Here is a 12,251-nt window from a genome sequence, read left to right as displayed (position 1 = left end):
TGCATTGCCGTTTATATAAACCCGCAATAACCGGCAATTCCATATCCTTCCAAGGTTAACACTAAAACGTTTTAGCCATAGGACAAAAAAAATATTTGGTCTCTATTAATCTATTGTATTACAAAGAAGCATGTTGCACAGCAATAAGGTATAATAGTATGGTAAGGAGATTGGAACACAGCTTTACCCCGTAAAGCGCGGGCCAATATTACGCAACTAAACCGATTTTGCAAAATAGAAATACAATAGAATGTTAATTAGCCGTTTTTACGTAGACTCTCTAACGATAAAATTCGCTGCAAGTTGGAGCTGATTTTTTTTCAGGGTTATCTTATTGTTACCGAGTTGCTGCATCAGGATATGAATAGCAGTGCGGGCAATGGCCTCTACCGGTTGCTGAAGAACGGTAATCCCGGGCAGGTGTAAACGGAAAATATCATTGTCGTCAAAACAAATAACGGCCAGGTCGCGGGGGATCGTTAATCCAATGGCCCTGATACTTTCCAAACCAAGTATACCCAAATAGTTGGTGGCGAAGAATACAGCGTCGGGTTTATTCTTTTTAAGGAATTCTGTTATTTGCTCTATAATAAGTTCCCGGTCGCCATTATAATTTACTTTCAGTATGTACTTTTTCTTTTGTTCGGGACTGCTGCCAATGGCGTTGGCATAAGCTTCCTCCCGCTGACGCATCTGGATCAGGCCCGACTCAATGGTAACAAAGGCTATTTTTTTATATCCCTTTTTAAAGAGGTGCTCCATTCCCTGCATAACGGCCCCGCTATTATCTACCTGTACATACGCGGCTTCTATACCCGGGAAATAACGGTCCATTAATACCAATGGCTTTTTATGCTTTACCAGCATTTCAATATCCTCTTCCATGCCCAGTGTAGGCGTTATCAGATAGCCATCTACCTGGCGCTGGGTCAACATGCGCAGTAATTCAACTCCTTTTTTACTTTTATTCTCTGTACTGGAGTAAACCACTTTGTAGCCAAACTCCTCTGCTTCATCCTCAATGGTTTTGGCTAGCGATGCAAAGAAGTTGTTGGAGATGTCTTCCACCAACAGCCCCAGTATTTTGGTTTGCCCCGTGCGGAGGCTCACCGCCACCTGGTTGGGCTGGTAGCCCATTTTTTTAGCCGTTGCCAATACTTTATTCTTCAATTCGTCACTGATACGCATCTGGCTGGCTTTACCGTTCAGGATAAACGATACGGTTGAGGGCGAGGCCCCTACCATTTTGGCAATGTCTTTCAGTGATACTCTTTTCATAAGCAATGAGAAATAGTAATAAACTGCTAATCTAAACCATTCCGGTCAATAAAAAACCGGCCGCAGCGCCTGAAGGCTCTCCGGCCGGTTATTGTTAATCCTGGTCATGCTGTTATTCAGGGTAACCGGGATTCTGCGGCTTTAAGTTCGTATTGTTCCTCAGTTCACTGGTGGGAAGCGGGAAAAGCAGGTGTTTCTGTTCCAGCTTCGCGTTATTGTCGGCAAAGGTATGCCCTACAAAATCCACGAAAGCGTTGGAGCTTTCCTTATAGGCTTTTCTCAAACGCACCATATCAAACCAGGTAATGCCTTCATAACACAGCTCATGCCACCGTTCCCTCCACACAGCTTCCCGGAAACTGTTCTTTGTAAAGGTTGCCAGGGCCGGTGTAGTAAGCTGGGCCCTGTCCCTGATCTTCTTCAAGGCATTCCAGGCATCAGTATTAGGCGCTGCAGCAGCTTCATTCTGCGCCTCAGCATAGGTCAACAGTACCTGGGCAAAACGTATTTGCGGCCAGTTCAGGTCGCTTTGCGTAGTACCGGCCACTCCCAGGGTACCATTTGCTATGATGTCAAAATGCTTATAGATGTAAGGAGCCCCAAGGTTCTTCAGCGCACCATTCCCTTCAGTATAATAGGAAGTATAATAAAATCCCTGCCTGTCTACCGTACGAAGGTCGCCCGCTTCATACGATGCATAGAAGGCCGGCGTAGGTACCGTACTGCCTACTTCTGTACCATAAGCAGATACGCCTTTAAAGTTGGGCAGTAATATAGGTTGAATAGGATTACCGGCTACGGAAGCCAGGTATTGGATCTCAAAGATGTGTTCCCCTTTGTTTTCCTGGGCCAGGTTGTGCAGGTCGCCATAGTTGGTGAATAAACTGAAAGCGCCATTGCTAATGACTTCCTGGGCTTTGGCGGCAGCGAGGGTATAGTACTCCGTTCCTTTATTCAAGGGCTGGCCTGCCATGGTGAGGTATACTTCGGCCAATAAAGATTTGATGGCGCCTAAGGAAGTTTTACCGGTAGCATCAGCCCATGGCAAACCCGATGCTTCTGCAGTGGTAAGGTCGGCTACGATCTGGTCATATACAGTCTGCACCGGAGCACGGGGAGGCGCAAAGCTGCTGTCGGAAGAACTATAAATAGGTTTGGTCAATAAGGGAATATCGCCCCATAATCTTACGGCATAGAAATAAGCCCATGCGCGCAGAAAACGGGCTTCTCCCAATACTTTGTTTTTCCGGGCTTCCTCCATGTCAATGGCCGGAACTTTATCCAATACAAGATTGGTTTGTGCAATCACATTGTACAGGCCATTCCACCAGTTGTTCACCAGCAAATTGTCGCCATTGTATACTAACCCGAAAAGGTTATTGAGGTCCGAGTTCTGGGCAGTTTCCGTACGGGCAGTGCCGGTCACTGCTTCCAGCATGGAAAAGTTCTGTACAAATATGCCGGCGCCTTCTCCTATGAACCGGGTACGGGCATAGGCGGCAGCAATCGCAGCATCGGCATGTTCAGGTAAAGTATAGTAGATATCAGGGCTCAGGTTGGAAGGGTCATTGTCCTCTTCGAGGAACTTAGTGCACCCCTGCCCTGCCATTAGCAATAAAGACAAACAACAAAGAAGAATGGTGTTATATTTTATGGTTGAGTATTTCATATACGCTGACTTTTTGAGTGAAGAAAGGGATTACAGGCTCACATTTACGCCCAGTGTGTAGGTGGTTGGTTTGGGATAATCAAAGAAAGTTTGTCCCTGCGCAAATGGCTGGCCATAGGTAGTAACCTCCGGATCATTGCCGCTGAATTTGGTAGCCAGGAAGAAGTTCTGCACAGAAGCATATACCCGCAGCTTTGAAAGTCGCAACCGTTGGATGAGGGAAGGCGCAAAGGTGTAACCCAGCAGGATATTCTTTCCCCGGATAAAGGAACCATCCTCCATCCAATGGGTATCCACATTGGTAACATACCCGGCTTTGCTGTTCCTGATAGCCGCTATCGGCGTATTCTGGTTATCGGGCGTCCAGGCATTCAATACAGAAGCAAAGCTGTTGGCCAGCGCCTGGCGGTCTTCACCGGAGTGCTTGGTCATGTTCAGGACGTCATTGCCATATACGTATTGAAGCTCTACGGTAAGCTCGAAGTTTTTGTATTTAAAGGTATTGAACAGGCTACCCCATCCGTCAGGATTACCATTGCCAATGATGCTTCTGTCGGCATCATTGATCGCAGAATCGCCGTTTACATCGAGGTACCTGATATCACCGGGTAAGATGTCTTTGCCGCCACGATAGCTGGAGAATTTGGCTGCTTCATCGGCATCTTTGGTGCCCCATGTACCCAGGCGGGTAAGTCCCCAGAATGAGCCCACAGGCTCCCCTACGCGGATGATACCGGTTTGGTTGGTGAAGTTGGGATTGCCTACCCCAAAGATGTCAGCCGGTGTAGCGAGGGCCAGTACCTTATTCTTGTTCATGGAAATATTAAAGGCAGTGCTCCAGGTGAAATCGGCCGTGCTGATATTCACAGTGCCGATAGAAATTTCCAGCCCCTTGTTTTCCATGCTGCCGATGTTCCTGTAAATAGACGGATAACCGGTAGAGCGTGGCACCGGCGCATTTAGAAGCATATCAGTCGTTTTACGATAATACACATCCGCTTCCAGCAATACCCTGTTGCCCCAGAGCCCTACTTCCAATCCCAGATCGGTTTGGGTTGTTTTTTCCCAACGGAGGTCCGGGTTGCCGAGACGTCCCAGCCCTACGCCCGCTGTACGGGTGTTATTGATAATAGCCGCATAATCAGAACCCAGCAGTGATAAAGCGGAATAGGTAGGTATCTCAGAGTTGCCTGTTACACCCACGCTGGCACGCAGTTTCATATTGGATATAACAGCGCTGTTCCGCATGAAGTCTTCATCCGATACCCGCCAGGCCAATGCAGCCGAGGGGAAGAAAGCGTATTTATGATTTTTACCAAACTTGGAAGAACCATCTACCCTGCCTGTTAAGGTGAGCAGGTATTTATCATTCAACACGTAATTGAACCTGCCAAAGTAAGAGTTGAAGGCAAACCTTGACCGGTTGGAAGACCCGGGAATAGGCTTGCTGGAAGCGCCGAGGTTATTGGCCTGAAAGTAATCGGTAGAGAAGTTTTCTGCCCCTACCCCATTATTGTAGATATTGGTTTCCTGCCAAGAGATACCCAGCATACCGGTAAATTCATCATTTTCCCGGAGTTTCTTTTTGTAAGTAAGGTAGCTTTCCGAAGACCAGTAGGACTCCCGGCCATTGGCCACATTGGAAGTGCCGCGCTGGTCCAGTGATATGTTGGACAAGCTTCTGCCATTGTATTCGGTCACATTACGGGTAGCGATATAGGCGCCCAATATTGTTCTTAACTCCAGCCCTTTGGCCAGGTAGATATCGGCGTACACATTCCCCAGCGTAGTTTGGGTAACCATTTCAAACTTACGTTCATTGAGGATGTGCACAGGATTGGAACCACCTTCTGCATCGGGGTAGTCTGCATTATCGGCCCATTTACCATTGGGATATTTAACAGGTAAAAAAGGAAAGCCCTCTGTGATCATACGCACGGAGTTAAGACCACCGGTTCCCTGGTCCACAATATTTTCTTTCTGGTTATTATAACCCAAAGTACCACCCACTTTGAGCCAGCTCTTGATCTTACTGTCAAATACAAACCGGCCCGAATACCGTTTCAGGTAAGAGTTCAACAGCAGCCCATTGTCATTACGATATCCCAGGAACACACCATAGTTATTGTCTGCATTCCCATTGGAAAAGGATACCTGGTGATTCTGTGACAGCTTGTTTTGCGTGGAAGCTTTCAGCCAATCGGTATTGTACAGCGGATCACCATTGGCATCGAACAGGGAGGGTATGTTTTTACGCTTTTCCCGGGGATCCTGCAGGGAAGTATAGTTGCCGGCAGCCCAGCCGTCGGCATCGTACACTTTGATGTTATCATAAGCAAGGTCTTCCACCGCCACATATTCTTTCGCATTCAGCATTTTTACCCGGTGTGGGCCAATGGTAGGAACGCCCAGTTCCACATCATAAGTAACCCTTCCGCCGGAGGTGCTGCCCCGTTTGGTGCTTACGAGTATAACGCCATTGGCGCCACGTGCGCCATAGATGGCTGTAGCAGAAGCATCTTTCAGCACTTCGATAGCCGCCACATCGCTGGGATTGATGTAGTCGATCGCATTGCTGTTCTGTGTTTGCGTACCTACGGGGATGATCACTCCATCAATTACGTACAGGGGGTTGTTGGAGGAATTGATAGAACTGAACCCGCGTATCCGCACGTTGCTTTGTCCCCCGGGCCGGCCCGAGTTCGTATTAACCTGTACACCCGGTATCCTGCCTGCCAGGGCCTGGTTGAGCGATACGGCCGGTCGCTCGGCCAACTGCGCGGATCTCACGGAACCTACGGCGCCCGTAAGATCAGATTTCCGTTGGGTGCCGTATCCGATCACTACTACATCCTGTAATGACGTGCTGTTGGCAGTTAGTAAAGCATTCACTACATCAGATGAACCGACCGGTACTTCAATACGGTCATACCCCACAAAAGAGAAAACCAATGCCTTAACGTTTTGTGGAATTTCAAGCCGGAAAGTACCGTCGCTACCGGTTTGGGCGGCAGCCAATGCCCCTTTAGCCTGAACAGATACACCGGGCAGTCCAATACTGTCTTTGGAGTCGGTAACCTTTCCGGTGATCATTCTTGTTTGAGCAAACGCTTGTGTGGAAAAAAAGAGCAGGAGTAGGCATAGCCATCCTGTCTGCCTGAAGTTGGAATGTACCTTTTTCATATGCAGTTCTAAATTTGGTGAACAAGCTTACAGAACAGTACTGTCCATAGGCCTGCTATAGGTGCAGTAAAAACTGCGGGGTCAATCGTTAGCAAAGCCACTGATCAAGAGCCGGATAGAAAACCAGTACTGTAATAAGAACCAATAAGTACAACTTCTACGTTGGCGTTAGGGGATGGTCAATAGAGACATGAATCGTTGGTTGTCAACGATCAGGAGTTCACACGGTAATAAAGATTGGGGAGAGTGCATTCAATATTAAGCAACTAAACCGATTTTGCAAAATAAGTTTACGAAACCGTTATATTAGGAAGGCAGCGAGGCAACAAAGCAGAATGGCAATGAATTTGGAGAGGATGGGCAATAAAAAACCCCGGTCGATGACCGGGGTAATTATGTGAGCAGAAACCTGATTAAGCGATTTCAACATCAGCACCTGCTTCTTTCAGCTTAGCAACCAGTGCTTCAGCATCAGCTTTGCTTACGCCTTCTTTAACAGGCTTGGGAGCGCCGTCTACCAGATCTTTAGCTTCTTTCAGACCGAGACCAGTCAGATCTTTAACGATCTTAACTACGTTCAGTTTGTTAGCGCCACCATTTTTCAGGATAACGTTGAAAGAAGTCTTTTCTTCAGCAGCAGGAGCAGCAGCGCCGGCAGGACCAGCAACAGCTACTGCAGCAGCAGCAGGCTCGATACCGTACTCATCTTTCAGGATCTTAGCTAATTCGTTAACTTCTTTTACAGTCAGGTTAACCAACTGTTCTGCAAATGATTTTAAGTCTGCCATTTTACATTTTTTAATAACCGCCTTCATGGATCAGGCTCTTACATTTTAAAGCCCTCACTCCGGCGGAGGTAATATAATTTGTCTTCACTTATACCCGAAGACTTGGGTGTTATTTGGAGCCATTAGCTGTTAGGTATTAGGCTATTAGCCTTTGGCTGCTAAATACAATTACTGAGCCCTGTCCTCCAGCGCTTTTACCAGGCTGGCCAGTTTGCCGCCGGCATTCAGGCCGCTGATAACGTTCTTCGCAGGAGATTGCAGTAAGCCGATGATTTCGCCGATAAGGTCGTTTTTGCTTTTCAGAGCAGTCAGTACCTTCAGTTGATCATCACCTGCAAATACATCACCATCAATGAACGCAGCTTTCAATACGGGCCTTGTTTCATCTTTCTTTCCTGCTTTGCGGAAATCGGAGATGATAAGGGCTGGTTCTTTGGCATTTTCACTGAACATGATGGCGGTAACACCGTTCAAAGATTCGAATACACCGGAGTAACGTTTTTCGTCCAGGCTTTCGAGTGCTTTTTTGATGAGGGTGTTCTTAGCCACTTTCATTTCGACATTCTTATCGAAACAAATACGACGCAGTTTACCAACCTGCGCAACGGTGAGAGATTCTGTATTGGTAATGTAGAAGTTGTTGTATTGAGAGAATTTCTCCTTCAACGCATCAATTACTTCATTTTTTTCTTGCTTGGTCATAACGCAAATTTTTTGATGTTTTCGCTGTCAGCTTCCCTTACGGATAGCCCATGAACGCGTTACAAATTTTAGTTCATTAAAGATTTGGTTTCTACTGGAATAGAAGGACTCATGGTACTAGCCATGAATATGCTTCTCAAGTAGGTACCTTTTGCAGAAGATGGCTTAGCCTTGATGATGGCGTTGATCAGCTCCAGGCTGTTCGCAGCAATCTTTTCGGGGCTGAAGCTTACCCGGCCGATAGAAGCATGGATAATACCTGCTTTATCTACCTTGAAGGCAATTTTACCACCTTTCACCTCATTTACAGCAGCAGCTACATCGTTGGTAACTGTACCTGTTTTGGGGTTTGGCATCAGGTTACGGGGACCCAGTATTTTACCCAGTTTACCAATCTTGGGCATCACGGAAGGAGTAGCTACGATCACATCTACATCTACCCAGCCACCTTCAATTTTTTGTATGAATTCATCCAGGCCTACAAAGTCAGCACCGGCTGATCTTGCATCGGCTTCTTTATCAGGATTGCATAATACCAGTACACGTTTTGTTTTACCGGTGCCATGGGGTAGGGTAACGGTACCACGGATAGCCTGGTCGGCCTTTTTGGGATCTACTCCCAAACGGATGTGCAGGTCTACAGAAGCATCAAATTTGGTAGTATTCACATCTTTCACGATCGTAGATGCTTCTTTGAGTGAATACACTTTGTTTTTATCTATTTTAGCGTCTACCGCTTTTCTTTTTTTAGCGATTCCCATTGTCATTCAGTTTTAAGGAAGCCCCCGCAAGGATGCGAAGACTGTGAAGATTTAATTTTCCCAGGGAGCTTTACCATCCACTGTAAGTCCCATGCTACGGGCTGTACCAGCCACCATTTTCATAGCACTTTCCAGGGTAAAACAATTCAGGTCGGGCATTTTGTCTTTGGCAATAGCCTCAACCTGGTTCCAGTTCACTTTACCTACCTTATTGCGGTTAGGTTCTTTAGAACCACTTTGCAGCTTGGCAGCTTCCAATAACTGAACAGCAGCGGGAGGAGTCTTGATAACGAAGTCGAAAGACTTGTCGGAGTAAACAGTGATTAAAACAGGAAGCACTTTTCCTATTTTGTCTTGCGTACGGGCGTTGAACTGCTTACAGAATTCCATGATATTGATACCTTTGGAACCCAAGGCAGGTCCGATAGGAGGCGCCGGATTGGCCTGACCACCTTTTGCCTGTAGCTTTACGAAGCCGGTAATTTCTTTAGCCATTTTACTTTGATTTATTGGTTCAAACGACCTTTTTCGGCTGGATTGCCAATACTTGGTCTCCCAAATTCCTCTACCCCCGTATAGCGGGGACCATAAAGAACTTATAATTGGGGTCGCAAAGTTATGAAAAATATGGTAAAAACAAATCTTTTTCTGGTACCGTGGAAATGCCTCAAAGTTATGCCAGACAGGGGTTCCGGGCGCGTCTATTTTACCGTTAGCTGTATCTGATTCTGCAATTCGCACTGTTTTCTAATGGGCAAACTTCTTATGAATTTTTATTTTTTGAATTTTTCTACGTAGCTTTTGCATTGAATTGCAACTTGCTGCAATATATTTTCACGAACAACTCAAAAAATATATCACACTATGGCCAAAGCAAAGAAAAAAACAGCTAAAAAAGCTGCTCCTAAAAAGAAGGCTGCCCCCAAGAAAAAGGCAGCCAAAAAAGTAGCTAAAAAAGCACTGAAAAAAGTAACCAAGAAAAAAGCGGCTCCTAAAAAGAAAGCAGCTCCCAAGAAAAAGGCAGCTAAGAAGGCAGCTCCTAAAAAAGCAGCCAAAAAGGCCGTGAAGAAAGCTGCGAAAAAAGCTGCCAAGAAAGCACCTGCTAAAAAGGCGCCAGCCAAGAAAGCACCTGCGAAGAAAAAAGCAGCCAAGAAAAAATCAGCCCCTAAAAAAGTGATCGCTCCGGTAGTGGAAGCCCCGGCACCAGCTCCGGTGATTATTGACGAGCCTGTATATGATGAGCCTACACCAGTTATGGAGGAACCAACAACTGATGAGCCTGCAACAGGTGATGACGACGATAATCGTTAAGCTATCGCGGTAAAAATAAGTAAGCCTTCCTGTTGATGCCGGAAGGCTTTTTTATTTTGCACCATTGTGTGATAATAAAAAAGCCACCATATGCATGGTGGCTTTTAATCAGGTATGTGTTGTAGCAATATCAGCTTAGTTTTTCTACCTGCATGTAGTTGAGCTCAACAGGCGTAGAACGGCCGAATATTTTTACGGTTACTTTCAGTTTCTTCTTCTCATCGTTCACCTCTTCAATAATACCATTGAAGTCGTTGAATGGTCCTTCGATGATCTTGATGGTTTCACCAACGATGAATGGCTCGATCATGCTAACACCGCCGGCTTCTGCCATTTCATCCATTTTGCCGAGCATTTTATTGACTTCGGCTTTACGCAACGCAATGGGATTTTCCTTACCGAGGAAGTGGATCACACTGGTGGTATTTTTGATGGCTTCGCGCAAATCGTCGGACAGTTTTCCTTCTGTTACCTCGATCATCACGTAACCGGGATAGTAGTTCCTTTCCCGCATTACTTTTTTTCCGTTCTGTACTTTGTATACTTTCTCTACCGGAAGAAAAACCTGTTTTACAACCTCTCCCCATCCGCCACGGGAAATCTCTTTATCCAGGTACTCCTTCACCTTGCGCTCTTTTCCACTCACCACGCGGAGCACATACCATTTAGTTTCCTGTTGTTGAATAGTTTGATTTTCCATTATTTGAATAATGAATAGATAAAATTAAGGCCGGTTTGGGCAGCGAGGTCCATTACCCACACAAGGGCTGTAATGAGCAGGGTAGCCACCAGCACAATCATAGTAGATTGCTGCAGTTGCGCCCAGGTAGGCCAGGTTACTTTTTCCACCAACTCCTTGTACGATTCCTGGAAGTAGGTTGTTACTTTGTTCATATAAACAATTTGAAAATTTGAAGATTTGCTAATTTGAAAATGAAAAGACCGGCAAGCGCCATTTTCAAATTTTCAAACTAACTCATTCTCAAATTATTAGCACGGGCACTAGGATTCGAACCCAGATCAAAGGTTTTGGAGACCCGTATGCTACCGTTGCACCATGCCCGTGTATTCAATTTATCCCGATTTTGTAACCCTTTGTGTATAAGGGGCTTAAACGGGCTATGTAAAGAACTTCCTTTTTAGAACAAAGTACCTGAACCATAAGGTTCAGGTACTTTGCAAATATACGTCTAAGCTTTCATACTCAACCCCTAAAAGGGGAAAAGCAGTGCTTATTTTATGATATCAGTAACCTGACCGGCACCTACTGTACGGCCACCTTCACGGATAGCGAATTTCAGACCTTTCTCCATCGCGATGGGTTGGATCAGTTTCACAGTCAGTGAAGTGTTATCGCCAGGCATTACCATCTCAGTACCAGCAGGTAATTCAACCTCGCCAGTTACGTCGGTAGTACGGAAATAGAACTGAGGACGGTATTTGTTAAAGAACGGCGTGTGACGGCCACCTTCTTCTTTGCTCAGTACGTAAACTTCGCCTTTGAATTCAGTGTGCGGAGTGATAGAACCTGGTTTTACCAGTACCATTCCACGACGAATTTGGTTCTTTTCAATACCACGTAACAGCAGACCAGCGTTGTCACCAGCTTCACCCTGATCCAGGAGTTTGCGGAACATTTCCACACCTGTTACAGTAGAAGACAGGGGAGCATCCATCAGACCTACGATCTCGATGGCTTCACCTACTTTAATACGACCACGCTCGATACGACCAGTAGCAACAGTACCACGACCAGTGATGGAGAATACGTCTTCCACACTCATCAGGAACGGCTGATCAACAGGACGGGGAGGCAGCGGGATGTAAGTATCAACAGCTTCCATCAGCTCGTCGATAGCTTTTACCCATTTTTCTTCACCAGCCAGAGCGCCGGTAGCAGAACCTTTTATGATAGGTGTATTATCTCCGTCGAAACCATAGAAAGTCAACAGTTCACGAATTTCCATTTCCACCAGTTCGAGTAACTCGGGGTCATCAACCAGGTCAACTTTGTTCATGAAAACCACCATACGGGGAACACCTACCTGACGAGCCAGCAGGATGTGCTCTTTTGTTTGGGGCATAGGACCGTCTGTAGCCGCCACAACCAGGATAGCGCCGTCCATCTGGGCAGCACCGGTAATCATGTTCTTCACATAGTCAGCGTGACCAGGACAGTCAACGTGGGCATAGTGACGATTGGCCGTTTGGTATTCCACGTGTGCGGTATTGATGGTGATACCACGCTCTTTTTCTTCAGGTGCGGCATCAATTTCATCATATTTTTTCGCCTGCGCCATACCTCTTGTAGACAAGATGGTAGTGATAGCAGCAGTAAGGGTGGTTTTACCGTGGTCAATGTGGCCAATGGTACCAACGTTAACGTGAGGTTTATCCCTCTTAAAAGTCTCTTTTGACATCGTTATCTGTTTTTAGTTGTGTGGTTTTACAATGTTTGTTTTTTATCATGTAGTCGGCACCAGCTATGCTAACAAGCATTTTGTGCGACGCACATTCTAATTGCTTTTCCCGCCAAAACGGGATCATTCTCCACTGATC

General features: G+C 46.1%; 11 protein-coding genes and 1 tRNA gene. 1 reads left to right on the top strand and 11 read right to left on the bottom strand.

The annotated features are described in order from the left end of the window. Positions 1-267 precede the first annotated feature (267 nt). The 7 genes from HB364_RS20790 to rplK all read right to left on the bottom strand — a co-directional run bounded on the left by HB364_RS20790 (position 268) and on the right by rplK (position 8,876). Positions 268-1,278 (bottom strand): LacI family DNA-binding transcriptional regulator, encoded by a 1,011-nt coding sequence (locus tag HB364_RS20790; protein ID WP_167290241.1) that lies wholly within the window; start codon positions 1,276-1,278, stop codon positions 268-270. Positions 1,279-1,390: 112 nt separating this feature from the next. Further along, positions 1,391-2,947 carry a RagB/SusD family nutrient uptake outer membrane protein gene (locus tag HB364_RS20785; RefSeq protein WP_167290240.1) on the bottom strand — a complete coding sequence of 519 codons (1,557 nt, stop codon included), beginning with the start codon at positions 2,945-2,947 and terminating at the stop codon, positions 1,391-1,393. A gap of 30 nt (positions 2,948-2,977) precedes the next feature. After that, positions 2,978-6,130: a SusC/RagA family TonB-linked outer membrane protein gene (locus tag HB364_RS20780; protein ID WP_167290239.1), complete on the bottom strand. Its 3,153-nt coding sequence runs from the start codon at positions 6,128-6,130 to the stop codon at positions 2,978-2,980. Between the two features lie 413 nt (positions 6,131-6,543). Beyond that, positions 6,544-6,945, bottom strand: a complete 402-nt coding sequence (rplL, locus tag HB364_RS20775; RefSeq protein WP_449406436.1) for a 50S ribosomal protein L7/L12 — start codon at positions 6,943-6,945, stop codon at positions 6,544-6,546. Between the two features lie 141 nt (positions 6,946-7,086). Then, positions 7,087-7,620 carry a 50S ribosomal protein L10 gene (gene rplJ / locus HB364_RS20770; protein ID WP_167290238.1) on the bottom strand — a complete coding sequence of 178 codons (534 nt, stop codon included), beginning with the start codon at positions 7,618-7,620 and terminating at the stop codon, positions 7,087-7,089. Between the two features lie 68 nt (positions 7,621-7,688). After that, positions 7,689-8,381, bottom strand: a complete 693-nt coding sequence (rplA, locus tag HB364_RS20765; protein ID WP_167290237.1) for a 50S ribosomal protein L1 — start codon at positions 8,379-8,381, stop codon at positions 7,689-7,691. A gap of 51 nt (positions 8,382-8,432) precedes the next feature. After that, positions 8,433-8,876, bottom strand: a complete 444-nt coding sequence (rplK, locus tag HB364_RS20760; RefSeq protein ID WP_167290236.1) for a 50S ribosomal protein L11 — start codon at positions 8,874-8,876, stop codon at positions 8,433-8,435. A gap of 369 nt (positions 8,877-9,245) precedes the next feature. Between rplK and HB364_RS32945 the strand changes: the two genes are divergently transcribed. Then, entirely contained in the window at positions 9,246-9,692 is a 447-nt protein-coding gene (locus HB364_RS32945; RefSeq protein WP_208420030.1) for a hypothetical protein, read from the top strand. A 130-nt stretch (positions 9,693-9,822) separates the two neighbouring features. On the opposite strand, the gene nusG is transcribed toward HB364_RS32945, so the two are convergent. From nusG to tuf, 4 genes are all read right to left on the bottom strand, one after another. Then, entirely contained in the window at positions 9,823-10,392 is a 570-nt protein-coding gene (nusG, locus tag HB364_RS20750; RefSeq protein WP_167290235.1) for a transcription termination/antitermination protein NusG, read from the bottom strand. Continuing rightward, on the bottom strand, positions 10,392-10,586 hold the full coding sequence (secE, locus tag HB364_RS20745) for a preprotein translocase subunit SecE (RefSeq protein ID WP_167290234.1): 195 nt from the start codon (positions 10,584-10,586) through the stop codon (positions 10,392-10,394). Before secE ends, nusG begins: the two co-directional genes overlap by 1 nt. Positions 10,587-10,686: 100 nt before the next feature. Next, positions 10,687-10,757, bottom strand: a tRNA-Trp gene (locus HB364_RS20740). A gap of 167 nt (positions 10,758-10,924) precedes the next feature. After that, on the bottom strand, positions 10,925-12,112 hold the full coding sequence (gene tuf, locus HB364_RS20735; protein ID WP_167290233.1) for an elongation factor Tu: 1,188 nt from the start codon (positions 12,110-12,112) through the stop codon (positions 10,925-10,927). Positions 12,113-12,251 lie beyond the last annotated feature (139 nt).

This window comes from Paraflavitalea devenefica, from assembly GCF_011759375.1.
Classification (GTDB): domain Bacteria; phylum Bacteroidota; class Bacteroidia; order Chitinophagales; family Chitinophagaceae; genus Paraflavitalea; species Paraflavitalea devenefica.
Note: the sequence above shows the minus strand (reverse complement) of the source record. Positions and strands in the feature narration are given on the sequence as shown.